Here is a 24,486-nt window from a genome sequence, read left to right as displayed (position 1 = left end):
GCCTCCGGGTCAGAAGCGGTGGTTGACGATCATGTCGACGCGCCGGTCCTGGCCGTAGAACCACTGGGTCGCCGAATAATACGCGGTCGTGAAATAGCGCTTGTCAAAGACATTGGCGACCCGCAGCGTCAGATTGGTGTCGGCCGATAGCTTCCAGCGCAACGACGCGTCGGTAACAGCGTAAGCGGGCAGCTTCAGCGTGTTGGCATTGTCGGCGTTGCGTTCGCCGACATAGCGCAAGCCGGCGCTGGCGGTCCATGCCGGCATCAACTCCCAGTTGAGCCAGATGTTGGCCAGGCGCCGGGGCACATCCGGCGGCACGTTGCCCGCGCGCGAGACCAGGCTTGCGCCCGACGCTTCACTAAAATCGTCAAACCGCGCGCGCAGCAGCGAGGCGTTGGCCTCCACGCTCCATCCCGGCGCCAGCACCGCCATCACCGTCGCCTCGATGCCGCGCGAGCTGCGCTCGCCGACCTGCACGCTGCGCGCCGGATTGGCCGGGTCGCGCGTGAGCAGATTGTTTTTGGTGATGTCGTAGAGCGCCAGCGTCCATTCGCCGCCCTGCGCGAAGGCCTGCTTGACACCAACCTCGAGTTGCCGGCCGGTCGCGTTCTTGAACTGGCTGTTGGCCGCCGACAGGAAGAACAGGGAGCTGATCGGATCGGCCGCCTTGGCGTACTGGCCGTAAAGCGCCAGCGACGGCGTCACCTGGAACACCGTGCCCAGACGCCATCCGACATTGGTCGAGGTCTTGTCGTAGGCCGGTCGGTTGGCGACCAGGTCGGTGCGGCGCAAGGTCGCATGGTCGTAGCGCACGCCCGCCAGCAGCGACCAGCGCTCGTCCAGCGCCAGCCGGTCCTCGGCGAACAGCGCGTACTGCTTCGCGTCGCTGTCGTAGCGCGGGATGGTCGGCACCGGGCTGCTGAACGAACCCGGCACAGGATGATATGGATCGACCGAGGGCGCACTGCCGACATAGGTGTTGTTGGTATGCCTGAAGTCGCTGGAGTTGACGTCGAAACCGACGGAGAACTGATTGGCCAGACCGAGCAAGGCACCTTTGAACGCGGCGTCGGTGGTATTGCCCGTTTGCGATTGCCGGTGGTAGATCTCGGTGGCGTCGGAACGGTCGATCAGGCGCGTTACGGGGTTGTACCGGTACGCTTCGACATCGCGCCAGTGGCGGTCGCTGTCGATGTCGTAGAAGCGGCTGCGCACGCTGACGTTGTCGTTCGGGGTCCAGTTCACCAGCAGATCGATCCAGCGGTCGTCATAGCGCATCACGCTGTCGGCGACGTTGTAGTTCTTTTCCGCCAAGGCCGGATCGGGCTTGCCGTCGATCAGCGGCGTGCCGAAGTACTTCATCGGCTTTTGCCTGCCCTTTGCCACGCCAAGCTGCACATTCAGGTGCGGGGAGATGTCGAGACGTAGCGCTCCCGAGAAGGCGCGGGTGCTGTATTCGCCCCGCTCCACCCAGCCGTCGGAGCGGTCGGTGCTGGCGTCGACGCGGTACGACCATTTGTCGTCGATGGCGCCGCCGCTGCCGACGGCGAATCGGCGGCTGCCCTCGGTCCCCAGGCCGGCCTGCAGCTCGGTCTGGATGGCGCCGCGCGTGGGCTTCTTGGGCACCACGTTGATCACGGCGCCGATCGCGCCGTCGCCGTAGATGACCGAGGCCGGTCCGCGCAGCACCTCGATGCGCTCGATGGACCAGGTGTCGAACGGGAATGTGAGGCCGGCGCCGCCGTACTGGCGCATGCCGTCGTACAGGCGCATCACGGAGAGCGTGTCGGTGAAGCCGCGCGCGGCGACCGAGGAGCCGCCATTGCCGGGATGCGGCATGGCGCTGATGCCGGGCGCGCGGGTGATGGCATCCAGCAGGCTGGTGTCGCCGCGCCGCTCGAGCTGGTCGCGGGTGATGGCGTCGACGCTGGCCGGCGTGTCGAAGCGGCTCAGGTCGAGGTTGGAGCCGGTGCCGGTCTGGGAACGCAGGCCGCCGTTGTCGGCGCGCGAGGACACGACCACCGTTGGCAAGGTGGCGTCCTCCCCGGCGGGGAAGGCGCTGGCGTTGGCGGCCAGCAGTGGCAGCGCCAGCGCGCAAAAAGTGGCGACGCGGGTGCGGGCCGCAGGCAAATGGGAAATAGTGTTCATGGTATCGGGACGCGAAATGGATAATCCGGGCCGCCATGGGCGGCCCTCGGCAGACGGCGTTACCTGGCAGGGGCTGCCTCTGTGCAGCGGCGCGGTCAGGTGCGTGGGTCTGGAGTACGTGCTTATGCGGACAGGCGAAGCCGCCAGCACAGGCCAGGCGGATATCAGGCGGCGGGCGGACCGCGCGGATTCGCGACGACCCAGGAAAACAGCGGCGTCGGGGAACGATAGAACAGCGTTGGCCGTTCCGAGGTGATCTGAAAGTGGGGAAGCCGGGCCGGCGCGGGGGGCAGCACAGGCACGTCGAAGTGAACCCGGCAATAGGGGCAGTCGTTCATCATGCCGGTCTGCTTGCTGTCCGAATCCGGCGACTTGACGATATTGACGCCCATGGCCGAACAGATTTCAAGCAGCACGGCGTTCGCCGCGCCATCCGAGGCGAACGTGCGCGAGAACGCCGGCATCAATGCCGTCATCAGCATGGCTGCGCAAAGCAGCCATGCGACGTACCGTCGTCGCTGTCGTGGAATGAACATTCGACTATTTTACGCCATGTGCGCCGGGGTGCCGACAATGAACACCTCGCGCGCGCCTGCAGACGCCGTGCAACTAGCTTTTGTTGCCGCCCTTGTCGATCAGAACTTGCATCTGACGATAGGTCGATGCGGCGGTCGTGCTCGCCTGGGAGGGGACGCTTCCGCCTCCCCCGGTCGCCGTCGACACCGCCGTCTCATACTTGCTGATGTAGTCAGTCAACGCTGCCTTGTAGCTGCCAAGGTCGGAGATGTCCTTGTCGCCATAGCGGCCATTGACGGTGACCCCCACATCCTCCTTATTTTTGATCATCACTTCGGCGACGCCCAACGACTTCCTGGCATTTTCGAGCGACAAGTCGGAGATGTTCGGCAAGTACATTTGATGACTTTCCATGCCTTCGGCCGAGAACTTTTTTTTCACATCCTGAAGTTGCTTCTCGGACGCGGTCGACGCCGCCGCCATATCGGCCCTGGCTTTGACGATTTCAGCTTTTTTTCGGGCGTTTGCACCAGGGCTTTACCCAGGTACGACTCGCTCCTTCCGGTGACAGCGACGCTGGTGGGGCGCCGCGGCGCTATCGCGTCCGCGCTTGGGACGCTATTGTTGGAAATGGTGGTCATCTTTCGCTCCTTATCAGGACACCGGATACGTCGAGTTGTCTGCGGTAACAAAGAATTCTATCGTATTCCCCCGGTAAACCATCCCAGGAGCATAACACCGGAATCCCCCGTTCCACTGTTATTGGATATCCGACCACGATGTGATATACAAATCGTCGCCCACCCGCTGTTGGTAAATATCCGCACCCGTTGCGACATTGTTCAAATATAAATAGTCGTTGGTGCCCGCGGCGCCGGTAATTGGCGTTTGCCAACAGCGGCAGCACAAGCGCGCAAAAGGTGGCGATGCGGGTACGGGCCGCTGGCGGGTACGTCGGTCGGGAGTAACTTGCGTGCGCGGACCGGACGGGCCGGCGGCACACTTAGGCGGATATCAGGCTGCGGGAGGACCGCGCGGATTGGCGACGACCCAGGAAAACAGCGGCGTCGGGGAACGGTAGAACAGCGCGGGCCGTTCCGAAGTGATGTTGAAGTGTGGCAGCTGGGCCGGCGCGGGCGGCAGCACAGGCACGTCGAAGTGAACCCGGCAATAGGGGCAGTCGTTCATCATGCCGGTTTGCTCGCCGTCCGAATCCGGCGACTTCGAGACCTTGACGCCCATGGCGGAACAAATTTCAAGCAGCACGGCATTGGCCGCGCCATTCGACGCGACCGTGCGCGAGAACGCCGGCATCAATGCCGTCATTAGCATGGCTGCGTTAGCGGACTCCGCACATGATCGCGTCGACGATATCTTGGCGCGGGAAGCTATTGTTCCTGCGTTCGAAAATGCCCATCACGTCGCTTGCGGTCTGCGACCAGGTCATGTTGCCGTTGTCCCACCAGACCGTGGGAATGCCGGCCAGCCGCGCGCCGCGCACATAGTATTGCGCATGTTTGACCCGCTCGGCCGCGTTGTTCTTGTCGGTCGAGGCCCATTCGCCCATGACCACCGGTGTACCCTTCTGGATGTACCTGCTGGAGAGGCGGGCGAACATGGCGTCGAGTTCGGCCTGCCCGGAGAACACCGCCGTGCCCTTCTGGTTGAGCGCGAATTCGTATGGCGAGTAGGCATGCGTCGACAGCGCGACCATCTTGTCGTCGGGCAGCACGAAGCCATCGAGCTGCTGCTGGCCCGGCGCCGCCACGTAGGTCGGCACCATCACCAGACGGCGCGCGTTGTTGCCGCCGCTGGCGCGGATGGTCGCCAGCGCGCTCGCGTTCAGACGGTTGAGCACCGGGTAGTACTCCGGTTTGCCAACCCAATCCTCGACCCCGGCGACTGTCACGCGCGGCTCGTTCATCACTTCGAAGATCAGCCGGTATTCATATTTGTTGAAGCGCGCGGCGATCTGCGCCCACAACTTGGTGAGCACGTCCTTGGCATTGGCCTCGTTCGCCACGGTCGGCATTTCCCAGCCGTCGTTGTGGTGGATGTTGAGGATAACCAGCATGTCGTTGGCCAAGGCGTAGTTGGCGATCTCCTCGACCCGGTTCAGCCAGACGGGGTCGATGGTTTTGGCCGCTCCAGAGACGTGGTCGTCCCAGCTGACGGGCAGGCGCAAGGTGTTGAAGCCGGCCTTCTTGAGCGCGTCGAGATTGGCCCTGGTCGTGACAGGATTGCCCCAGGCGGTTTCGTCGGCCAGGGGGCTGGAGGTATTGCCGGTGGCGTCAAGCGTATTGCCCAGGTTCCAGCCGGCGCCCATTTCGGCGACGATATCGAAGCCGCCGCGCTGCTGGCAGGACTTGCCGCCCTCGCTGCCGACGCCGCCGGTTGCGGCAGTCGACAGGCTGGCGCAGAACGGCAGGCTGGTCTTGGTCTGGAACGGCGGCACGGTGACCGCGTTGCTGCAGGTGGCGCCGCTAGGCAAGGGGGTCGGTGTTGGCGTTGGTGTTGGCGTTGGCGTTGGCGTGGGCGTCGGTGCCGGCGTCGGTGCCGGCGTCACGGCAACGACGGGCTGCGCGACGGCCGCCGCCGATGTGGCGCCCGATCCGCCGCAGGCAGTCAGCAGGACGGCCAGCATGCCGACGGCAAGTCGGCCCGCGAATGGATCGGCAACGGATGGGTGAATCGGCTGCACGCGCGGCTGCGCGTCAGCGGTGGTCAGTCTCGTCATGATGTCTCTCTTTTTTATTAGGCGCGCCGGGGCGCCTGATTATTAACGAAATGTTGTTCCGTGGTGAAGTCGCGGGACCCCGCTACCTGCTGCAATGACTGCATGCGGCTTTCCAAACGCTCCTTTAGCCATACTCGCATGGAACAAGGCAGATGGAAAACACCGGGAGAATTCCCGATTAATGTTTCGTTAATTATCGCTAAACATGCGGAAGTGCCGCACAAATAAAAAAGCCTCCCGCAGGGGAGGCTTTTTTATTTGATTCTGGCGGAGACGGTGGGATTCGAACCCACGATACAGGTATAAGCCGTATGCATCCTTAGCAGGGATGTGCCTTCGGCCACTCGGCCACGTCTCCTAGTCGATCGCTCAACTATGACCACTTGCCGTGAAGCAGCAATGTGGACGCGAGTTATGATATAGATCGGTAGCCAGTTGGTCAAGGGTACGCCCGACAAATGTGATTCCGGGCACTTGCCGTGCCAGCGACCCGCGCCGCCGGGCGTTTTCCCGACTGCACAACCTTGGCTTATGATAGTGATTTGATCAATCATGCGGCCAAAGTGGATCGCATTGGAACGGATACCCGACATGGCCTATTTCACGCGCCTTAGCGATACAAACTTTCTCGCCACCGAACACACCGGCGGCGCCTGGAGCGTTAACGAACAACACATCGCAGCGCCGATGGGGCTGCTCACCCACGTCATCGAACGGGACTGCGCGCGGCGCGGCAACGGGTTCAAAATCGGCCGCCTGGCGTTCGATATTCTCGGCGTCATCCCGATCGAGGAAGTTCAGACCGAAGTGCAGTCGCTGCGCTCGGGCCGCACCATCGAATTGGTCGAGGCGACCCTGCTCCACAACGGACGCCCGGCGCTGCGGGCCCGCGCTTGGCTGGTCAAACCAAACGATACGAGCGCCATCGCCGGCAACGCCATTCACCGGATACCCGGTCCCGACGCGATGGCGCGATGGGATCCCACCACGGTGTGGCCGGGTGGCTTTATCGCCACGATCGACATCCATCGCGCGTCCGAGGAGCCCGGCCGCGCGGCGTATTGGGCACGCGCCCGCCAGCCGCTGCTCGCGGACGAACCGGTCAGCGCCCTCGCCCGCGCCGCGTCCTTGTTCGATATCGCCAACGGCATGGCGGTACGCGCCGCGCCGACGGCCGTGGCCTTCCCCAACCTCGACCTGACAGCGCACCTGTTCGCGACGCCGCGCGGAGAATGGCTGGGCTTTGACACCTCGGTGTCGTTTGGCGCCGATGGCCTGGGCCTGACCAGCTCGACCATTTATGATGAAACGGGGCCGATCGGGACGCTGGCCCAGATTCTGACAATCCGCCCCAACATCGGTTAAACCGATGGCACGGACGAAAAAAAGCCCCGTTGCCGGGGCTTTTTTTCTGATTCTTGGCGGAGACGGTGGGATTCGAACCCACGATACAGGTATAAGCCGTATGCATCCTTAGCAGGGATGTGCCTTCGGCCACTCGGCCACGTCTCCCAGTTGATTGCTCAACCTTGTCCGACCGGCCAAACTTCACCAGAGCAGACGACCGCCATGGTATAGACCGGGACTGATCTGGTCAAGGAAACCAGACCAATTATTTTTAAAAATTTATGCCTTTTCCAGTTCGAACGCTTTATGCAGCGCGCGCACGGCCAGTTCCATGTACTTTTCGTCGATCAGCACCGAGATTTTGATCTCCGACGTCGAGATCATCAGGATGTTGATGCCCTCTTCCGACAGGGTGCGGAACATCTGCGAGGCCACGCCCACGTGGCTGCGCATGCCCACGCCAACGACCGAGATCTTCGACACTTTGGCGTCGCCGGTGATGCTGGCCGCGCCCAGTTCGGCCTGGGTGCCGGTCAGCACGTCCACGGCGCGCTGGTAGTCGTTGCGCGAGACGGTGAAGGTGAAGTCCGTTTTACCGTCGACCGACTGATTCTGTATGATCATGTCGACCTCGATGTTGGCCTCGGCCACCGGTCCCAGGATGTGGTACGCGACGCCAGGACGGTCCGGCACGCCCAGCACGGTGATTTTGGCCTCATCGCGGTTAAACGCGATACCGGAGATGACTGCTTGTTCCATGTTTGTATCTTCCTCAAACGAAATCAGGGTGCCAGAGTTGGCTTCTTCTTCGATATCCAGCAGCGGATCGGTCAGCGACGACAGCACGCGGGTCGGCACGCGGTAGTTGCCGGCGAATTCCACCGAACGGGTCTGCAGCACTTTCGAGCCCAGCGACGCCAGTTCCAGCATCTCTTCGAACGTGATCGCCTTCAGGCGGCGCGCTTCGGAAACCACGCGCGGGTCGGTCGTGTAGACGCCGTCGACGTCGGTGAAGATCAGGCATTCGGCCGCCTTCATGGCGGCGGCGATGGCCACGGCCGAGGTGTCCGAGCCGCCACGGCCCAGGGTCGAGATGTTGCCGTTTTCATCGACGCCCTGGAAGCCGGTGATGATGACGATCTTGCCGTCGTCCAGGTCGCGGTTGACCTTTTCGTTGTCGATCGACTGGATGCGGGCCTTGGTGAAAGCGGAATCGGTTTTAATCGCGACTTGCCAGCCGGCGTAGGAGACGGCTTTCTTGCCGATCGCCAGCAGGGCCATCGACAGCAGGCCGACCGAGACTTGCTCGCCGGTCGAGGCGATCATGTCCAGCTCGCGTGGGTCCGGTTGCGCCTGGATTTCCTTGGCCAGGCCGATCAGGCGGTTGGTCTCGCCGGACATGGCCGATGGCACGACGACGATGCGGTGCCCGGCGTCATGCCACTTGGCGACACGCCGCGCGACGTTCTTGATACGGTCCGTCGAACCCATCGACGTACCGCCGTATTTGTGCACGATTAAAGCCATAACAGTGAGGTTTCCGCTCAAATAAAGGTAAATGGAACCCTTAACTCTACATGCCGCAGTGCAAAATAACAAGTCAAAAAGCTCATAAAGTCATACCTTATAAGCATATGCACATACAAAATTCGGCGAATGCCAGGAAATTTTTATGCCGCTTGCCAACGCAGGGTGATGCGCCCCAAGCCTTCGGTCAACTGGTTGCAATCCATGCCGATACCGGCGGCGAACAGCATCTGCTTATCGGCGCGCACCAGCGGCAGGCGGCCGCGCTCCCACGCCGGAATGCCCAGCGCCTGATAGTGGTACTTGAGCCCGCGCGTCGGCCGGTTGTGCGCCGGCTTGAGGCGCTCGCCCCCCTTGCGGAATTCGATCACCAGCTTTTGTCCGCGCAGCCATTCCGGGGCCAACCCGGCGCTGGCATCGGTGGCGACATCGAAGTGCAGCACGCCGCCGTAGGCAGGGAACGCCATTTCGCTCTCGCCGTTCCAGACGAAGGAGGTGCCCGGCGTCTGGTCGAATTCGTCCTCGCGCGTGCCTTCCAGGTCGGCCAGCTTGGGCGTCAGGTGCAGGCGGTCGCGGTGGCGGCGCACGTGGCAGTCCGGATGCGTGACCAGCAACTGGGCGCCGTCGCGCGCCTCCAGCAGTTGCGTCAGCATCTCGGACAGCCAGGCGGCGCTCGGCATGCGCAGGTCGCGCGTGCCGAACCAGTAGCGCAGCAGGTTGTAGCTGCGGTCGGTGCTCAACGTGCGCAGTTTGGCGATCACGATGCAATCGCCGTCGAGACACATCGCCAGGTCCTGTTGCGCCAGTTCGGTCAGCAGCCGCTGCGCCGATTGCGCGTGCTGGGCGCTGCGGGCGAAGCGTTCCTGGAAGCCGGGGAAGGCCTCGGCCAGTGCCGGCATGACCTTGTGGCGCAGCGCGTTGCGGGCGAAGCGCGGGTCGTCGTTGGATTCGTCGTTGATATAAGCAATGCCGTGTTCGGCGACATAGGCGGCCAGTTGCTTGCGCGAGGCCGGCAGCAGCGGGCGCACCATGATGAGGTCCGGATTGGCCAGCAGGTCCGGCGCGGCGTTGGCGGCGTCCATGCCGGACAGGCCGGCGGTGCCGGAGCCGCGCAGCAGTTGCAGCAGCACGGTTTCGGCCTGATCGTCCTGGTGGTGGGCGGTGAACAGCAACTGGACGCCGTGCTCGCGGCACAGCGCGCCCAGCGCGGCGTAGCGCGATTTGCGGGCCGCCTCCTCGGTGCCGGTCTTTTCCTTGCGCACCAGCTCGACGCGGCGCGCCTCGAAGGTGACGCCGAGCGCGGCGCAGGCCTGCTCGCAGTGCGCCTGCCAGGCGTCGGCGTTGGCGCTCAGGCCGTGGTGGATGTGGAAGGCGACCAACGCGACGCCGTGCGCCTGCGCGTAGGCGTGCGCCAGATGCAGCAGCGCGGACGAGTCCAGGCCGCCGCTGAGGGCGATGGCGATGCGGCCGCCCTGCTCCGCACCAACGCGCGCCAATGCGGCGTCGGCGGCTTGTTCGAAAATATGGGACAGGGTCGGGATTTGCTGCTTCTTCAAGTGCTGCTCCAAAATGCAAAACCGGGAGCGTGAGCTCCCGGTGGTTGATTACTCTGCGCCTTAACCCTAAGACGAAGGGGTCGTACCCCAAGGGGTACGACCGCGGCCTGCGGTGTGCGGGTTTCGGCGGTGCCGCTCGCGCTTATTCCTGCGGCGTGGTTTCTTTGAATTTGCCGTAGCTCATCAGCTTTTCGTGACGCGCTTCCAGCAGGTCCTTGGTTTTCATGCCGTGGAACTGGCGCAGCGAGTCGGCCAGCGCGCGCTTGAGCAAGGTGGCCATCTGCTTCGGATCGCGGTGGGCGCCGCCCAGCGGTTCGCTGACGATCTTGTCGATCAGGCCGATGGCCTTGAGGCGGTGCGCGGTCAGGCCCAGCGCTTCGGCGGCGTCGGCCGCGCGCTCCGAGGTCTTCCACAGGATCGAGGCGCAACCTTCCGGCGAGATCACCGAGTAGGTCGAGTATTGCAGCATCAGCACGACGTCGCCGACGGCGATCGCCAGCGCGCCGCCGGAGCCGCCTTCGCCGATGATGGTGGCGATCAGCGGCACTTTCAGTTCGGCCATGACGTACAGGTTGTGGCCGATCGCCTCGGACTGGCCGCGCTCTTCGGCGTCGATGCCGGGGAAGGCGCCCGGGGTGTCGACGAAGGTGAAGATCGGGATGCCGAATTTCTCGGCCAGCTTCATCAGGCGCATGGCCTTGCGGTAGCCTTCCGGCTTGGGCATGCCGAAGTTGCGCATCGCGCGTTCCTTGGTGTCGCGGCCCTTCTGGTGGCCGATGACCATGCACGCCTGGCCGTTGAAGCGCGCCAGCCCGCCCACGACCGACAGGTCGTCGGCGTAGGTGCGGTCGCCGTGCAGTTCGTGGAAGTCGGTGAAGATTTCATTCACATAGTCCATGGTGTACGGACGCTGTGGGTGACGCGCGATTTGCGCGACCTGCCAAGGGGTCAGCTTCGCGTAGATGTCCTTGGTCAGTTGCTGGCTCTTCTTGGCCAGGCGGTCGATCTCCTCTGAGATATCGACGGCCGAATCATCCTGGACGAATCGTAGTTCTTCGATTTTGCCATCGAGTTCGGCAATCGGTTGCTCAAAATTGAGGAAAGTCGTTTTGGTCATTGTACCTCCGAGTTTATTCTCAGCTGCGGCTCAGTTGCCATCTTGTGACGCGCACAAAAAGGCCTCGCGCAGCGATTAGAGTGATTATTCTACAGTAACTGGGTCCAAACTACGCCATAAGTACCACGTCGCGACGGTACGCCACGGCTCCCAATTGGCCGACACCTCGCGCGCGTCGCTGCGCGAGACGGGCTCGCCCGAGAAATAATTTTGGCTGATGCCCTGGATCAGACCGGGGTCGTCCAGCGGCAGCACGTTGGGGCGCAGCAGGTTAAAGATCAAAAACATCTCGGCCGTCCAGCGGCCGATGCCGCGGATTTGCACCAGTTCGGCGATGACGGCTTCGTCGTCCATCTGGCCCCACTGGGCGCTGTGGACGCGTTTGTTCTTGAAGTGATCGGCCAGGTCGAGGATGTATTCGGTCTTGCGCTTGGACAGGCCGCAGGCCGACAATTGCTCGGCGCCGGCCTTGATTACTTGCGCGGGCGTGCATTTGGGACAGGCCAGCAGCAGCTTGTGCCAGGCGGCGTCGGCCACTTTGGGCGTGACTTGCTGGCCGACGATGGAACGCGCCAAGGTGGTGAAGGGGTCGTCGTGGCCGACCAGGTGCAGGTCGCCAAATTGCGGGATCAGCTTTTTCATGATGCGGTCACGCTTCATGAGCTCGATCTTGGCCTCTTCCCAGTACGGCGGCACGGCCGATACCGGGCTAACTCCGCCCTCGTTATCCTTGGCGGTGACCATTATGCGCGGCGCCAGTTGGTGGTGCCGTCAGGCTTGTCTTCGAGGATGATGCCGGCGGCCAGCAAGTCGGCGCGGATCTTGTCCGATTCGGCGAAGTTGCGCGCCTTTTTCGCTGCGATGCGCTGGGCGATCGCGGCGGCGATGGCGGCGTCGCCGCTGGTGTCCGCCTCGCCGACGGCAGCCTGGCGGAATTGCTGCGGCGTGCGCGCCAGCAAGCCGATGACGTCGGCCAGGCCCTTGAGCTGGCGTGCCACGGCCGGCGATTTCGCGCGATTCAACTCGCTGGCCAGGTCGAACAGCACGGCCAGCGCGACCGGCGTATTGAAGTCGTCGTCCATCGCCTCGGCAAAGCGCGCGGCGTGCGGTTCCTGCCAGTCCAATGCTGCGCCGTCGCCTTCCACGCCATCGAGCGCGGTGTACAGGCGGGTCAGCGCGACGCGGGCGTCATCGAGATGCGCGTCCGAGTAATTGAGCGGGCTGCGGTAGTGGGCGCGCAGGATGAAGAAGCGGATCACCTCGGCATCGTATTTCTTCAGCACGTCGCGGATCGTGAAGAAGTTGCCCAGGGACTTAGACATCTTTTCATTGTCTACGCGCACGAAGCCGTTGTGCACCCAGTAGTTGACCATCGTGTGGCCGAACGCGCCCTCGGACTGGGCGATCTCGTTCTCGTGGTGCGGGAACTGCAGGTCGGCGCCGCCGCCGTGGATGTCGAACTGTTCGCCCAACAACGCCGAGCACATCGCGGAGCACTCGATGTGCCAGCCCGGACGGCCCTTGCCCCATTTCGAGTCCCATTTGACTTCTTCCGGCTCCGATTCCTTGGACGCCTTCCACAGCACGAAATCGAGCGGATCGCGCTTGCCGGTGTTGACGTCGACGCGCTCGCCGGCGCGCAGGTCGTCGAGCGACTTGCCCGACAGGCGGCCGTAGTGGGGGAAGTTGCGCACCGCGTAGTTGACGTCGCCGTCGGTGCCCTGGTAGGCCAGGTCCTTGCTTTCGAGCGTTTCGATCAGCGCCAGCATCTGCGGCACGTATTCGGTCGCGCGCGGCACCAGGGTGGGCGGCAAAATGCCCAGCGCGCCGGTGTCCTCGTCCATGTACCTGGTGAAACGGGTGGTCAGCTGCGAGATCGTCTCGCCGTTTTCCACCGCGCGCTTGATAATCTTGTCGTCGATGTCCGTGATGTTGCGGGCGTACGTGACTTCGTAGCCGGAGGCCATCAGCCAGCGGTACATGACGTCGAACGCCATCATCATGCGGGCGTGGCCGATGTGGCAGTAATCGTAGATGGTCATGCCGCAGACATACATGCGGACCTTGCCGGCTTCCATGGGAACGAATGTCTGCTTGTCACGCGCCAGCGTGTTGTAAATCTTTAAATTGCTCATCGGACTCTTGGTATTCTTTTATAGAAGCGCCCGTCGGCCCCGGGCAATACGAGAACCTGGCGCGGCGCCAAACAAGCGGGGCGCACCGTGTATTTCATCGCATGCCGTGGAGACTGACAGACCCTCGGTATAGTTATTTCGTTAGTTCGTTGCCTTATTTCATTCCACCGGACAGCGGGTAGAATGGAATGTATTGGAGAAGTATAGCATTGATAAAAATCGTATTGGCCCGATATGACTGAGGATTTTGGCTCGTCGGGCCGATCGTCACCAACAAAATCACTAGGGGGAAGCAAGAATGTACAAATCGCAGACATCGCTGTTCGGCAAACTGATGACCATGTTCGCGGGTGTCGCGCTGTCCGGCGCCGCGCTGGCGGCGGGACCGGCGACCAAGGCCGCCGTGCCGGCCAGCCCCACCCCGCAGGTGGAGATCAAGACCACCATGGGCGACATCATCGTCGAGCTCGACCGCGAAAAGGCGCCGAAGTCGGTGGAAAATTTCCTCGGCTACGTCAAATCGGGCTTTTATAAGGGCACCATCTTCCACCGCGTGATCGACGGCTTCATGATCCAGGGCGGCGGTTTCGATGAAAAGCTGGTGCAGAAAAAGACCAACAAGCCGGTGCCGATCGAGTCGCAGAACGGCTTGACCAACGTTACCTATTCGCTGGCGATGGCGCGTACCGGCGACCCGAACTCGGCCACCTCGCAATTCTTCATCAACGTCGCCGACAACGAGGCGCTGAACTACCCGGGCCGCGACGGCTTCGGCTATACGGTGTTCGGCAAAGTGATCCAGGGCCAGGAAGTGGTCGACAAGATCAAAGGCGTGCTGGTCGACGACAAAGGTATCTTCCAGAACATCCCGGTGATCCCGGTCGTTGTGAAGTCCGCGACGATTTTGAAAACCCCGATCCAGCCAAAACTGTAAAATAGCGGCCTGCGGCATCAAAATAACTCATTTACCATACAGGATAAGAATATGACCAACGTAATCATCACCACCAACATGGGCAAAATGACCGTCGAACTGAACGACGAAAAAGCCCCGAAATCCGTGGAAAACTTCCTCGCCTACATGAACGCCGGCCACTACAACAACACCATTTTCCACCGCGTGATCGACGGTTTCATGATCCAGGGCGGCGGCTTCGAGCCAGGCATGAAGCAAAAGCCGGCCGACGCGACCGTGGAAAACGAAGGCAAGAACGGCCTGAAAAACGAGCCTTACACCCTGGCCATGGCCCGCACCTCGGCGCCGCACTCGGCTTCGGCGCAGTTCTTCATCAACGTCAAGGGCAACTCCTTCCTCGACTATCCAGGCCAGGACGGCTGGGGCTACGCCGTGTTCGGTAAAGTCATCGAAGGCACCGAAATCGTCGACGCCATCAAGAAAGTCAAGACCACCCGCAGCGGCATGTTCGCCGACGTGCCGGCCGAAGACGTCATCATCGAAAGCATCGAGCTGGCCGCATAATTTTTTAGCGAACCAGACTCAATGAACCAATCCCAGACCGGCGAGCGCGCGAGCGACGTTCTCGCGCTGTTTATCTCCGATCTGCATTTGCAGCCCGCGCATCCCGCCACCAGTGCAGCGTTTTTCGACTTCCTGGAGCGGCATGCGCGGCGCGCGCAACAGTTGTACCTGCTCGGCGACCTGTTCGAATTCTGGGCGGGCGACGACGACATCGGCGATCCCTATCATCAGCAAGTCGTTGCCGCGCTGCGTCAGGTGAGCGAGGGCGGCACGCGCGTCTACTGGATAGGCGGCAACCGCGATTTCCTGGTGAGCACCGGCTTTGCCGAGGCGGCCGGGTTGACGTTGCTGCCGGAGACTTACGTCACCGAGATCGGCGGCCAGCGCCTGGTTTTATTGCATGGCGACGCCCAGTGCACCGAGGACGTGAAGTACATGGAATTCCGGGCGATGGTGCGGCAGCCGGCGTATCAAGCGCAATTCATGGCGATGCCGCTGGCGCAGCGCAAGGCGATCATCGCCGGCATGCGCGAAAGCAGCCGCAGCGAGCAAGGCGCCAAATCCTACGAGATCATGGATGTGACGCCGCAGGCGATCGGCGACGTGTTCGCGCAAACCGGGACCGACGTCATGATCCACGGCCACACGCACCGCCCCGCCCTGCACCAGGTCGGCGCCACGCGCCGCTACGTGCTGCCCGACTGGGAGCCGGACGCGACACCGCCGCGCGGCGGCTGGATCGCGATCGACGCCAACGGCGCGATCACCCGCCACGACCTGAGCGGCACCGTTATTTAACGGTTATCGCCGCACCGACGCCATCGCGGCATTCAACCGTTTTATCAACGGCTGGTTCAATTCCCTCGTATGGCTGGTCCAGCGCTGTATCGTGCGCTGCAATTCCTGATCCAGCTGATTGGCCTTGGCCGCATCGCCCACGCCGGCGGCCCAGATCGCGCATTCCGCCTGCGTGGTGAAGCTGTTGTGATGGCCCAGCGCGTAGTCGAACTCCGCCCTCGCCTCGTCCTGCCGCCCAGCCGCCGCCAGCGACTGCGCCAGCAACAACGACACCTGTTCCGGCCTGAAATTGGCATTGGCCGCGCGGATGGTTTGCAAATGCGTCACCGCAGCGCCCGGCCTGCCGCACGCCAGGGTGGCGCGCGCCGCGCCGAAACGAATCTCCAGATCGCCCGAAAACGGTCCCTGCAAGCAGCTTTCATAGGTCGTCGCCGCCTCGTCCGCATCGCCCGCCTCCAGCAAGGCGCTCGCCAGGCGCATCTGGTTCTGCGCGGTCGGCGTGTACTCGTAGGCCTGCCGCGCCTCGCGCAGCTCGCGGCCCGGATCGAGCGTCTTGGCCGCCACCGTCACCACCTTGCGCGCGCCGTGTTGCAGCTTGGAGTTCGGCAGGTAGATCGCGATGAAATACACCACGCTGCCGATGCCGGGAAACATGAACAGTATCATCAGCCAGTACATCTGCTGGCCGCTGCGGATCACGTGGATGGCAAAGAAAATCGCCACCAGCACGTGTATGCCGATCCCAAATATAGCCATAAAACGCCCCAACAATGTTATCGATGCGGCCCATTGTAAGAGCTCTTGCCGCCTGCCGCAAGGAAGGCCGGGGCCGTTTAAGGGCTGGCTAAATCAAACCAGTGCCGCCGCCGGCTGGCGCGCATAGGCGGCGACGCAACGCAGCAGGCGGCCGATGAAGACGCCGTTGAACACGCCGAACAAGCCGCTCACGGCAACGACGAACAGTATCTGACGCTGCAACTCGGGATGCATCACCGACAGCACGGCGACCGTGTACTTGGTGACAAAAATGGCGATCATCAGCACCAATGGCGCCCAGCTGCCGCGCTGCAGCACGGTGCCGGCGGCGCGGTCGACCACGATTTCGCCTTGGCCGGTGGTCCAGACGATGGCGACGGTGGCCAGCATGCCGGTCAGCCAGACTCCCCAGATGCCTGCGCCCAGCAGGCCGTGACCGTTGATGCCGGCAAGCGAAATCACCAGCATGACGACTGGAATGATGAACAGCTTGGACAGCGCTACTTCACGGTCCCGGGAGGCCATCACGCCGCGATAGACGAGGAAGGCCAGCAAGGCCCACACATAGGTGGGAGTATGGGAAATAATTTGCTGAATCATGGCGTGCTCCGCAGGGCTGGTTAAGTTGCCTCCACTATGCCTGCGGCCAGGCGCCAGGCCGGCGCGATGCGACGAAATGCCCGATTGCGGCGCGAATTGCCGTCAGCCGGCGCGAACGGCGTCTTTCATCCTGAAAATAAACGAGGTGGCGTTGTCGGTGGAGATCACATCGAGCTCGCCATGGTGCGATAGCGCGATCTCCGACACGATAAACAAGCCCAGGCCCAGCCCTTTTTGGCCGTAGACGGGCTTGCCGCGCCAGAACGGCTTGAACAGCTGGCTGACGGTTTCCTCAGGGATGGCCGGGCCTTCGTTGGCGACGATGATTTCCAGCGCCCCGCCCTGCTGCGTGACATGCACGCGCACCGGACGCGTGGTGTCGCCATGCACCAGCGCGTTCTTGAGCAGGTTGGACAACAGCTGCGCCAAGCGCCCGGCATCGACCATGAGCGGCCCGCCCAGCGACATGTCGGCGATGATCTCGCTGTCCGGATGGGCGCCGCGCAATTCGGCGATGACTTGCTCGAAGGCCGCTTGCAGCTTGCTTTCCAGCTTGAGTTCGATGGCGATGCCGCCGCCCATGCGGCCGCGCGTGAAATCGACCACGTCGTCGACCAGGCCGGCGATCCGCATCGCGCTGCGGCGGATACGCTCGACCACTTTGCCCGCCTGGGGCGGCAGCGCCAGCATGCCGAGCACGTCGGCGCCGGTGACGATGGAACTGAGCGGCGTGCGCAGGTCGTGGCCCAGCACGGCGATGAACTGCTCGCGCAGCTCGGCGCCGGCCTGCTCGTCCAGCAGCGCCGTACGGGTTTCGGCCAGCTCGCGCTCGCACTCCAACTGGGCCGAAATGAGCTGGGCAAACAAGGTGAGCGTCTGGCTGACTTTGGGCGTCGACAGCTCGTTGGGCACGGGGTCGAGCCCGCACAAGGTGCCGAAATAGTCCCCGTCCGGACGAAACAGCGGAATCGAAAAATAACTCTGGAAGCCGTACATGCGCGGCGTGTGATGGTCGCGGTAGCGCGCGTCTTGCGCCACGTGGTCGATCACGACGGCGTGGCGGGTGTCGCGTACTTCCTCGCAGATGGTGGTGGTGACGTCGAGGCCGTCGCCCACGTTCAAGCCGAAGTTAAGCTTGTCCAGCACCGCGCAGGTGGTCCAGGAATCGGCGGTCACCCGTGCCACGCACACAAATCGCAGGCCGGTCAGCGCCGCGACCGTCTCCAGTATCGTCGGTACGACGGCCATCGACTGGATGACGGCAATATCGGCGGCGATCTTTTGTTGCATGCTGGACGTCCTTGGCGGGTGGAATTGACATCTTACCCGCTAAAAAGAGCGACGCTAGCGCGATTGCTCAGCCGGCCGCAGACTCGCGACCAGGCCGCCCGGACGGGTGTTGATGCCGGTCAGGACGAACTGCACGCCCGCGTAGCGCAACTCTTTGGGGTCGAAGGTATGCACCGCGATATCCTTGACGACATTATCGCCCAGCAAATTCGCGACACTGGCAAGCTGCACCTGTTTGCCTTCGTCCATATTGTCCATGGCGAAGCGATCGACGTGGGCTTCGCTCAGATAGACGGTGTTGCGCACGCTGTCGACGTTGAGACGGCCGGACACCGTCATATTGCCGCGCCAGGCCTGGCGCGCCAGCAGCGGCGTCACGTTCAGGTCGACGTTCAATGCGACGCGATTGTTTTCGGCCAGGATGGTCAATTGAGGATGGCTCAGCTCAACCTCGAACACGCCCAGCACGCGCTGGCGCATGGGGAATTTTCGGTCGAGATTTTGTTGCAGCCGCTCCTGCGGGAGATCGATCTCGCGAGGGCCGATCAGGGAGGCGCAGGCAGCCAGCAGCAGCGCGGCCGCCACCAGCGGGAAGACAAACTTGAGAGAGCGTTTAAGGTCGATCATAGGGTCCGTTTCGAGATGAACTCGTCGACATTATGACCGACCTGCGGCGTTCCGGCTCAGGCGGCGAGATGGCTATCGGACGAGCGGTAACGCTGTACCTTGTCGCCAGTGACCAACTCGCCGAACTGCACCGTTCTGGCGGCGATGTCGTGATAAGCGCCGACCAGGCCCATTTCGCCCCGCTCGATGCAATCGCGCAGGTGTTCGCTGCCGTTGATCACCTCCGCCAGCGAGTTCTCGATGTTCTGGCGGGCGATCTGATCGCGCAACTCCTTGCTGCCGGCCACGCCATGTCCCGAACACTGGTGGATCGCCATCTGGATCTTGCCGGTGATCGCGCCGATGCTGTGCGCATGCTCGTTCGCCATCGCCAGGCCGATGGCGCCGCACGACGAGTGGCCCTTGACGACGATCAGCTTGGCACCCAGTTTGTGCGCGATCTCCAGGCTGCCGATGATTTCCTGGCTGATGACGTTACCGGCGATACGGATCGTCAACAAGTCGCCCAGACCGGCATCGAAAATGATCTCCGGCGAGGTGCGGGAATCGATGCAGTTCACCACCACCGCCATCGGATGCTGGCCGGAGGCGGTCGCGTCGGCCTGGTGCAGGTAGTACTTTTCGAAGCAGCGGCCGGCCTTGAAGCGCTCATTGCCATCGCGCAGCAGTTGCAACACTTCATGCGGACGCAGCTTTTTCTGGGTTTCCTGGTCCAGCACGGGCACGAACTGGATCGGATCGTTCAGCGCATATTTGTCGCGCAGACCGATGACGTTCAGCTGCACGTCGCGCTCGGCGGCGACTACACGGTAGTCCTGGATAGTTTCCAAAACATCATTATCGATAAAATCGGCATTGCTGGCGTTGATCAGAACCTTGGAGCCATCGGGAATTTCCCACAGTGCGGTTTTGATCGTGGCCTTGTTCAGGAACGATACCTGGTTCGGCAATTCCATCTTCACCACTTCACCGATATGCAGGCGGTATTGCTCCAAGGAGAAAGGATTGCGGAAATTGCTGCGCATGAGATAAAACACGCCTGCCGCCAAGCCGATCAATACGCCCATCAGCAAATCGGTGAAAACAATTGCCAGCACGGTAATGACGAACGGAACGAATTGCGACCAGCCCTTTTGGTACATATCGCGGAACAACGATATTTTCGCCAGTTTATAGCCGGTAGTGATGAGGATGGCTGCCAGCGCGGCGAGCGGAATGAGATTCAATAAGGGACTCAACAATGCAACGCTGACTAGCATGAAGACGCCGTGTAATACCGCCGAAGCCTTGGTTTTGTTGCCGGACTGGACGTTCACCGAGCTGCGCACGATCACCGAAGTCACCGGCAAGCCGCCCAACAGGCCGGCGAAGATGTTACCCACTCCCTGGGCCACCAGCTCGCGGTTCGGCGGGGTTTCACGCTTGTGGGGATCGAGCTTGTCGACCGCTTCGACATTCAGCAGTGTTTCCAGCGAGGCCACAATGGCGATGGTGATGCCGACGAACCAGACGTCGCGATTGGCGAAATGGGTAATATCCGGCAAATGCAGATAAGCGCCGAGATTGCTCGTATCGATCGGCGGAATATCCACCAAATGGGTTTGTTCGATGCCGAGCGCCGGCATATATTTATTGAACATGATATTCAGCAGAATACCGAGGGCAACCACAAACAGCGGCGCCGGCAGCAGCTTGAACCGCTTGAATGGCGTTTTATCCCAGTAGACCAGGATCAAAACAGACAACAATGAAATAATCAGCGCGCCCGGCGTAATGACATTCAAAGCATTGATAATCGCAGAGAATGTATTCTCGCCATTGCCCTGCGTGAAGGAGAAATTATCGACGTCGCTCTTGTCGTAGCCGATCGCATGCGGGATCTGCTTGAGTATCAATAATATACCGATCGCCGCAAGCAGGCCCTTAATCACATTGGAGGGAATATAGTTCGCGATGAAGCCGGCGCGGAATACGCCCATTGCCAGCTGCAACACCCCGGCGATCAATATCGCCACCAGCAAGATCTCGAAGGTTCCGAGCTTGGTGATCGAGGCCAGCACCACGGCGGCCAGACCCGCGGCGGGACCGCTGACGCTGGTCTGCGAACCGCTGATCATCCCCACGACGATGCCCCCGATGATGCCGGAGATGATGCCGGAGAACAGCGGCGCCCCGGAGGCCAGGGCAATGCCCAGGCATAGCGGCAGGGCAACCAGGAAGACCACAATAGCGGCCGGTATATCGTATTTGAGTTTATTCATAATCAATATCCATGCTGATGAATGATTTAAACGGATGACTATGATTAGTCAGACAGGCGCCAGCCATCATCCACCGATGATCGAGATGACATCGAATTGGAAGAGATTTAAACAAAAGGTTATCGAGGGCAGTACCACCAATTAACCAGGACGCCTGCGCAGGCGTGTGGAAAATTGGAATATCTCAGCGCGACAGCTATCGTGGTTGATAACCACGCGGAGGATGACAACCAAAGGCTTCAGCGGTGAAAACAATATAGCACGGACTTTTCGGACATGGCAACATTGTTCGACAATTCATATTTTAAACAAAAATTTCCTATTGCCATTTTATTGGCCGCACCAATTTGGTGCTATTTAATATGTCAAGTCCGGCATTATACTTAGGCAGAATGAATAATAACTAATTCATATACCAGATATATTCGGAAGATACAGGATTGCTAGTTGCTCCAAATAATCAACAATTTGATCGCTTAAACGGTCCAGGCAATCCTTTGAATTGAGCGCCGTCGATTGCCTGGAAGTCTTAAAATGAACCGAGGTGTTCTTTTTTGAGCGGGGAGTTAATAATAATGATTTCAAATATACGTATAGGCTGCGCCGGCTGGAGTATCGACCGACAGTCGGCAGCGCACTTTGCGGGCGAAGGCAGCCATTTGCAGCGCTACGCCACTGTCCTGAACGCAGCCGAAATCAACTCATCCTTCTACAAGCCGCATCAGGCCTCGACCTACGCGCGCTGGGCGGAAAGCGTGCCGGATGCTTTCCGCTTTTCCGTCAAGTTACCGCGAAGCATCAGTCATTATCAAAAATTAGTCGACATTGATGATTTATTGGCAAGTTTTTCTACCGAGGCAGGTACGCTGGGCGAGAAACTCGGCTGCATTCTGGTGCAATTGCCGCCGAGTCTGGTTTTCGATCTAAAAGTTGCCGGAGGGTTCTTCGAGCGCTTGATCGGAAGCTTCCCATGCGCCCTCGCCTGCGAGGCGAGGCACGGCAGCTGGTTCGGCGACGATGCGACCGAGTTGATGAAGCGGCATCGCGTCACGCGAGTCATCGCCGACCCGCCGGCGGGCCAGGCCGGCGTTTTCGTGCCGACCACCGACATGGTTTACGCGCGCTTGCACGGTAGTCCGCGAATTTATTACTCGCCATATGACGAAAAATATCTAAATCAAGTTGCCGAGTATCTAAAAAAACACCCCGGTTGGTGCATCTTCGATAACACCGCGTCCGGTGCGGCGCTCCCCAATGCGCTGGATTTGATGGCCAAACTGGGCTAAATCGTCGCGCCGAAAGATCAAGTTGCATTTTTGCTTGCGTTTTTTTGCATCACTGTTATAGTTCACTACAACACCACTTCATCAACACACATCTAGGGGACCACATGTATGTCCACGATAGGCTGGAATGACAATGCGCCGATCTACCGGCAACTGAAGGACAAGGTCATCGGCATGATGCTCGATGGCGTCCTCAAGGCGGGCGATGCCCTGCCCTCGGTCAGGCAAGTTGCGGCCGATTATCAACTCAACCCGATTACCGTCTCGCGCGCCTATCAGGAGCTCGTGGACGAAACCTTGGTCGAAAAAAGAAGGGGATTAGGTATGTACGTTACTGATGGCGCCCACGAAAAACTGTTGGCCAGCGAACGCGAACGCTTCCTGCGCGAAGAATGGCCAGCCATGCTCGAACGCATTCGCCGGCTCGGCCTGCAACCCGAATCGCTGCTCAAGCGGGCCACACCGGGAGGTGCTTCATGAGCGCCATCATCACCGCGAGCAACCTCAGTAAAAAATACGGCAAGCAAGCCGCGCTGGACGGCGTCACTTTCACGGTCGAGGCAGGTCGCATTGTCGGCCTGATCGGCCCCAACGGTTCGGGCAAGACCACCACGCTCAAAGCGATGCTGGGACTGACGCAGTTCGACGGCGAGCTCTCGGTGCTGGGCATGGACCCGCGCACCCAGCGCGACGCGCTGATGAACGAGGTGTGCTTCATCGCCGATGTCGCCATCCTGCCGAAGTGGCTCAAGGTCAAGGATGCGATCGATTTCGTGGAAGGCGTGCATCCGCGCTTCGACCGCAGCAAGGCCGAGAAGTATCTGGCCATCACCAAGTTGAATCCGCAGATGAAGGTCAAGGCCATGTCCAAGGGCATGGTGGTGCAACTGCACCTGGCGCTGGTCATGGCGATTGACGCCAGGCTGCTGGTGCTCGACGAGCCGACCCTCGGCCTGGACATCCTGTACCGCAAGCAGTTCTATCAGAACCTGCTCGAGGATTATTTCGACGAGAACAAGACCATCGTCATCACGACGCACCAGATCGAAGAGGTCGAGCACATCCTGACCGACCTGATGTTCATCCAGGACGGCAAGATCTCGCTGGCCGCGACGATGGATGAAGTCGGCGAGCGCTTCACGGAAGTGATGGTCGAGGGACCGTTCATCGCCGCCGCCAACGCGCTGCAACCGATGACCCAGCGCACCGTGTTCGGCAAATCGATCATGTTGTTCGACGGGGTACCGCGCGAGCAACTGGCGAACTTCGGCGAGCTGCGCACCCCCAGCGTCGCCGATTTGTTCGTCGCCACCATGAAAGGAACCTACGCATGAAAACCATGAAATGGCTGATCAAGCGCGAAATGTGGGAACACAAGGGCATGCTGGTGTGGGCGCCGGCGGTCATCGCCGCACTGGTCGCGGTGCTGGCGCTGGTCGCGGCCTCGTTCGACAAGAACATCAGCATCAACGGTGACGGTTCGCCATCGCAAATCCTGTCCGTCACGCTGGAGGGCAAGGTGCGCACGCAAGTCGTCGAAACGATGGCGCAGGCGTACATGGCCTCGTCCGCGCCGGTGCTGCTGGTGCTTGGCGTGCTGGTGTTCTTCTACTGCCTGGGCGCGCTGCATGACGAGCGGCGCGACCGCAGTCTGCTGTTCTGGAAATCGCTGCCGGTATCGGACGCGATGACGGTGTTGTCGAAGGTCCTGCTCGCCGCTGTCGTGGCGCCGCTGATCACGCTGGGCATCGGCTTCGTGCTGTCGCTGCTGATCCTGTTGATTGGCGCCTTCCTGTTGCTGACGCACGGCACCAACGTGTTCGGCGAACTGCTCGTCACGCCGGACCTGTATCTGACGCCGCTGCGTATGCTCGGCCTGCTCCCTTTGTACGTGATGTGGGCGCTGCCGACGGTGGGCTGGCTGCTGATGGTGTCGAGCATGGCGCGCTCCAAGGTGTTCCTGTGGGCGGTCGGCACGCCGCTGGTGACGGCGCTGCTGCTGTTGTGGGCCGAAAAAGCCATGCACATCGGCATCGACTCGGCCTGGTTCGTCAGCAACATCGTCTGCCGTCTGTTGCTCAGCGTGGTGCCGGGCGCGTGGCTGCTGTTTGACGACGCCCGCGTCTTGACGGAAGGCGTACCGCACCGCTTGCCCGTTCCGCAGATCTTCGGCGAATCCTGGGCAACCTTGGGCAACGCCAATGTATGGATCGGCGTCGCCGCCGGGGCCGCCATGATCGCGGTGGCCATCTGGATGCGCCGCCGCCGCGAGGAAGGCTAACCCACCAGCAACTCCGGGGTC

General features: G+C 61.4%; 23 protein-coding genes and 2 tRNA genes. 8 read left to right on the top strand and 17 right to left on the bottom strand.

What is annotated here, in order from left to right:
• Positions 1–9 precede the first annotated feature (9 nt).
• From AC0IYS_RS11865 to AC0IYS_RS11840, 6 genes are all read right to left on the bottom strand, one after another.
• On the bottom strand, positions 10–2,151 hold the full coding sequence (locus AC0IYS_RS11865) for a TonB-dependent receptor (RefSeq protein ID WP_471705324.1): 2,142 nt from the start codon (positions 2,149–2,151) through the stop codon (positions 10–12).
• A 164-nt stretch (positions 2,152–2,315) separates the two neighbouring features.
• Entirely contained in the window at positions 2,316–2,687 is a 372-nt protein-coding gene (locus tag AC0IYS_RS11860; protein WP_471705323.1) for a DUF2946 domain-containing protein, read from the bottom strand.
• 73 nt (positions 2,688–2,760) lie between these two features.
• Positions 2,761–3,150: a hypothetical protein gene (locus tag AC0IYS_RS11855; RefSeq protein ID WP_471705322.1), complete on the bottom strand. Its 390-nt coding sequence runs from the start codon at positions 3,148–3,150 to the stop codon at positions 2,761–2,763.
• 531 nt (positions 3,151–3,681) lie between these two features.
• A complete protein-coding gene (locus AC0IYS_RS11850; protein WP_471705321.1) occupies positions 3,682–3,993 on the bottom strand; it encodes a DUF2946 domain-containing protein in 312 nt (103 codons plus the stop codon).
• A 13-nt stretch (positions 3,994–4,006) separates the two neighbouring features.
• Positions 4,007–5,404 (bottom strand): glycoside hydrolase family 5 protein, encoded by a 1,398-nt coding sequence (locus AC0IYS_RS11845; protein WP_471705320.1) that lies wholly within the window; start codon positions 5,402–5,404, stop codon positions 4,007–4,009.
• A gap of 265 nt (positions 5,405–5,669) precedes the next feature.
• Positions 5,670–5,762, bottom strand: a tRNA-Ser gene (locus AC0IYS_RS11840).
• 233 nt (positions 5,763–5,995) lie between these two features.
• Here AC0IYS_RS11840 and AC0IYS_RS11835 point away from each other — a divergent pair.
• Complete coding sequence (locus AC0IYS_RS11835) at positions 5,996–6,769, top strand: thioesterase family protein (protein ID WP_471705319.1); 774 nt, start codon at positions 5,996–5,998, stop codon at positions 6,767–6,769.
• Positions 6,770–6,823: 54 nt separating this feature from the next.
• Here the strand turns inward: AC0IYS_RS11835 and AC0IYS_RS11830 are convergent.
• The 6 genes from AC0IYS_RS11830 to cysS all read right to left on the bottom strand — a co-directional run bounded on the left by AC0IYS_RS11830 (position 6,824) and on the right by cysS (position 13,086).
• Positions 6,824–6,916: transfer RNA gene (locus AC0IYS_RS11830), tRNA-Ser, on the bottom strand.
• A 114-nt stretch (positions 6,917–7,030) separates the two neighbouring features.
• Positions 7,031–8,278, bottom strand: a complete 1,248-nt coding sequence (locus AC0IYS_RS11825) for an aspartate kinase (protein WP_463451570.1) — start codon at positions 8,276–8,278, stop codon at positions 7,031–7,033.
• Between the two features lie 143 nt (positions 8,279–8,421).
• Positions 8,422–9,834, bottom strand: coding sequence for a tRNA lysidine(34) synthetase TilS (gene tilS, locus AC0IYS_RS11820; RefSeq protein ID WP_471705318.1), 1,413 nt, complete (start codon positions 9,832–9,834; stop codon positions 8,422–8,424).
• 142 nt (positions 9,835–9,976) lie between these two features.
• Positions 9,977–10,951 (bottom strand): acetyl-CoA carboxylase carboxyltransferase subunit alpha, encoded by a 975-nt coding sequence (locus tag AC0IYS_RS11815; RefSeq protein WP_090321062.1) that lies wholly within the window; start codon positions 10,949–10,951, stop codon positions 9,977–9,979.
• Between the two features lie 84 nt (positions 10,952–11,035).
• Entirely contained in the window at positions 11,036–11,695 is a 660-nt protein-coding gene (locus tag AC0IYS_RS11810; RefSeq protein ID WP_471705317.1) for a DNA-3-methyladenine glycosylase family protein, read from the bottom strand.
• Positions 11,695–13,086 (bottom strand): cysteine--tRNA ligase, encoded by a 1,392-nt coding sequence (cysS, locus tag AC0IYS_RS11805; protein ID WP_471705316.1) that lies wholly within the window; start codon positions 13,084–13,086, stop codon positions 11,695–11,697. The genes AC0IYS_RS11810 and cysS overlap by 1 nt, the downstream gene beginning before the upstream one ends.
• A gap of 298 nt (positions 13,087–13,384) precedes the next feature.
• On the opposite strand from cysS, the gene AC0IYS_RS11800 reads away from it, so the two are divergent.
• From AC0IYS_RS11800 to AC0IYS_RS11790, 3 genes are read left to right on the top strand one after another with little or no spacing between them, the layout of a single operon-like run.
• On the top strand, positions 13,385–14,020 hold the full coding sequence (locus tag AC0IYS_RS11800) for a peptidylprolyl isomerase (RefSeq protein ID WP_471705315.1): 636 nt from the start codon (positions 13,385–13,387) through the stop codon (positions 14,018–14,020).
• Between the two features lie 51 nt (positions 14,021–14,071).
• The gene (locus AC0IYS_RS11795) at positions 14,072–14,566 is read left to right on the top strand and encodes a peptidylprolyl isomerase (RefSeq protein WP_471705314.1); all 495 of its coding nucleotides are present in this window, start codon (positions 14,072–14,074) and stop codon (positions 14,564–14,566) included.
• 21 nt (positions 14,567–14,587) lie between these two features.
• Positions 14,588–15,364, top strand: coding sequence for a UDP-2,3-diacylglucosamine diphosphatase (locus AC0IYS_RS11790; RefSeq protein WP_471705313.1), 777 nt, complete (start codon positions 14,588–14,590; stop codon positions 15,362–15,364).
• A gap of 3 nt (positions 15,365–15,367) precedes the next feature.
• Here the strand turns inward: AC0IYS_RS11790 and AC0IYS_RS11785 are convergent, their stop codons facing one another.
• From AC0IYS_RS11785 to AC0IYS_RS11765, 5 genes are all read right to left on the bottom strand, one after another.
• Entirely contained in the window at positions 15,368–16,120 is a 753-nt protein-coding gene (locus AC0IYS_RS11785; RefSeq protein WP_471705312.1) for a tetratricopeptide repeat protein, read from the bottom strand.
• A 93-nt stretch (positions 16,121–16,213) separates the two neighbouring features.
• Entirely contained in the window at positions 16,214–16,720 is a 507-nt protein-coding gene (locus AC0IYS_RS11780) for a DUF6622 family protein (protein ID WP_471705311.1), read from the bottom strand.
• 102 nt (positions 16,721–16,822) lie between these two features.
• Positions 16,823–18,010, bottom strand: a complete 1,188-nt coding sequence (locus tag AC0IYS_RS11775; RefSeq protein WP_471705310.1) for a GAF domain-containing sensor histidine kinase — start codon at positions 18,008–18,010, stop codon at positions 16,823–16,825.
• Positions 18,011–18,064: 54 nt separating this feature from the next.
• Positions 18,065–18,637 carry a DUF1439 domain-containing protein gene (locus AC0IYS_RS11770; protein ID WP_471705309.1) on the bottom strand — a complete coding sequence of 191 codons (573 nt, stop codon included), beginning with the start codon at positions 18,635–18,637 and terminating at the stop codon, positions 18,065–18,067.
• A 56-nt stretch (positions 18,638–18,693) separates the two neighbouring features.
• Complete coding sequence (locus AC0IYS_RS11765; RefSeq protein ID WP_471705308.1) at positions 18,694–20,898, bottom strand: bifunctional SulP family inorganic anion transporter/carbonic anhydrase; 2,205 nt, start codon at positions 20,896–20,898, stop codon at positions 18,694–18,696.
• A gap of 575 nt (positions 20,899–21,473) precedes the next feature.
• Here AC0IYS_RS11765 and AC0IYS_RS11760 point away from each other — a divergent pair.
• The 4 genes from AC0IYS_RS11760 (at position 21,474) to AC0IYS_RS11745 (ending at position 24,465) form a co-directional block, all read left to right on the top strand.
• Positions 21,474–22,184, top strand: a complete 711-nt coding sequence (locus AC0IYS_RS11760; protein ID WP_471705307.1) for a DUF72 domain-containing protein — start codon at positions 21,474–21,476, stop codon at positions 22,182–22,184.
• Between the two features lie 108 nt (positions 22,185–22,292).
• A complete protein-coding gene (locus tag AC0IYS_RS11755; protein ID WP_471705306.1) occupies positions 22,293–22,664 on the top strand; it encodes a GntR family transcriptional regulator in 372 nt (123 codons plus the stop codon).
• A complete protein-coding gene (locus tag AC0IYS_RS11750; protein WP_471705305.1) occupies positions 22,661–23,518 on the top strand; it encodes an ABC transporter ATP-binding protein in 858 nt (285 codons plus the stop codon). Before AC0IYS_RS11755 ends, AC0IYS_RS11750 begins: the two co-directional genes overlap by 4 nt.
• Entirely contained in the window at positions 23,515–24,465 is a 951-nt protein-coding gene (locus AC0IYS_RS11745) for a hypothetical protein (protein ID WP_471705304.1), read from the top strand. Before AC0IYS_RS11750 ends, AC0IYS_RS11745 begins: the two co-directional genes overlap by 4 nt.
• Positions 24,466–24,486 lie beyond the last annotated feature (21 nt).

This window comes from Duganella sp. AC237 (assembly GCF_979254035.1).
Note: the sequence above shows the minus strand (reverse complement) of the source record. Positions and strands in the feature narration are given on the sequence as shown.

Excerpts from the sequence above, each read along its gene's own strand:
- AC0IYS_RS11865 (WP_471705324.1), bottom strand. The coding sequence starts at position 2,151 with ATGAACACTATTTCCCATTTGCCTGCGGCCCGCACCCGCGTCGCCACT.
- AC0IYS_RS11860 (WP_471705323.1), bottom strand. The coding sequence starts at position 2,687 with ATGTTCATTCCACGACAGCGACGACGGTACGTCGCATGGCTGCTTTGC.
- AC0IYS_RS11855 (WP_471705322.1), bottom strand. The coding sequence starts at position 3,150 with ATGGCGGCGGCGTCGACCGCGTCCGAGAAGCAACTTCAGGATGTGAAA.
- AC0IYS_RS11850 (WP_471705321.1), bottom strand. The coding sequence starts at position 3,993 with ATGACGGCATTGATGCCGGCGTTCTCGCGCACGGTCGCGTCGAATGGC.
- AC0IYS_RS11845 (WP_471705320.1), bottom strand. The coding sequence starts at position 5,404 with ATGACGAGACTGACCACCGCTGACGCGCAGCCGCGCGTGCAGCCGATT.
- AC0IYS_RS11835 (WP_471705319.1), top strand. The coding sequence starts at position 5,996 with ATGGCCTATTTCACGCGCCTTAGCGATACAAACTTTCTCGCCACCGAA.
- AC0IYS_RS11825 (WP_463451570.1), bottom strand. The coding sequence starts at position 8,278 with ATGGCTTTAATCGTGCACAAATACGGCGGTACGTCGATGGGTTCGACG.
- AC0IYS_RS11815 (WP_090321062.1), bottom strand. The coding sequence starts at position 10,951 with ATGACCAAAACGACTTTCCTCAATTTTGAGCAACCGATTGCCGAACTC.
- AC0IYS_RS11810 (WP_471705317.1), bottom strand. The coding sequence starts at position 11,695 with ATGGTCACCGCCAAGGATAACGAGGGCGGAGTTAGCCCGGTATCGGCC.
- cysS (WP_471705316.1), bottom strand. The coding sequence starts at position 13,086 with ATGAGCAATTTAAAGATTTACAACACGCTGGCGCGTGACAAGCAGACA.
- AC0IYS_RS11800 (WP_471705315.1), top strand. The coding sequence starts at position 13,385 with ATGTACAAATCGCAGACATCGCTGTTCGGCAAACTGATGACCATGTTC.
- AC0IYS_RS11795 (WP_471705314.1), top strand. The coding sequence starts at position 14,072 with ATGACCAACGTAATCATCACCACCAACATGGGCAAAATGACCGTCGAA.
- AC0IYS_RS11790 (WP_471705313.1), top strand. The coding sequence starts at position 14,588 with ATGAACCAATCCCAGACCGGCGAGCGCGCGAGCGACGTTCTCGCGCTG.
- AC0IYS_RS11785 (WP_471705312.1), bottom strand. The coding sequence starts at position 16,120 with ATGGCTATATTTGGGATCGGCATACACGTGCTGGTGGCGATTTTCTTT.
- AC0IYS_RS11780 (WP_471705311.1), bottom strand. The coding sequence starts at position 16,720 with ATGATTCAGCAAATTATTTCCCATACTCCCACCTATGTGTGGGCCTTG.
- AC0IYS_RS11775 (WP_471705310.1), bottom strand. The coding sequence starts at position 18,010 with ATGCAACAAAAGATCGCCGCCGATATTGCCGTCATCCAGTCGATGGCC.
- AC0IYS_RS11770 (WP_471705309.1), bottom strand. The coding sequence starts at position 18,637 with ATGATCGACCTTAAACGCTCTCTCAAGTTTGTCTTCCCGCTGGTGGCG.
- AC0IYS_RS11765 (WP_471705308.1), bottom strand. The coding sequence starts at position 20,898 with ATGAATAAACTCAAATACGATATACCGGCCGCTATTGTGGTCTTCCTG.
- AC0IYS_RS11760 (WP_471705307.1), top strand. The coding sequence starts at position 21,474 with ATGATTTCAAATATACGTATAGGCTGCGCCGGCTGGAGTATCGACCGA.
- AC0IYS_RS11755 (WP_471705306.1), top strand. The coding sequence starts at position 22,293 with ATGTCCACGATAGGCTGGAATGACAATGCGCCGATCTACCGGCAACTG.
- AC0IYS_RS11750 (WP_471705305.1), top strand. The coding sequence starts at position 22,661 with ATGAGCGCCATCATCACCGCGAGCAACCTCAGTAAAAAATACGGCAAG.
- AC0IYS_RS11745 (WP_471705304.1), top strand. The coding sequence starts at position 23,515 with ATGAAAACCATGAAATGGCTGATCAAGCGCGAAATGTGGGAACACAAG.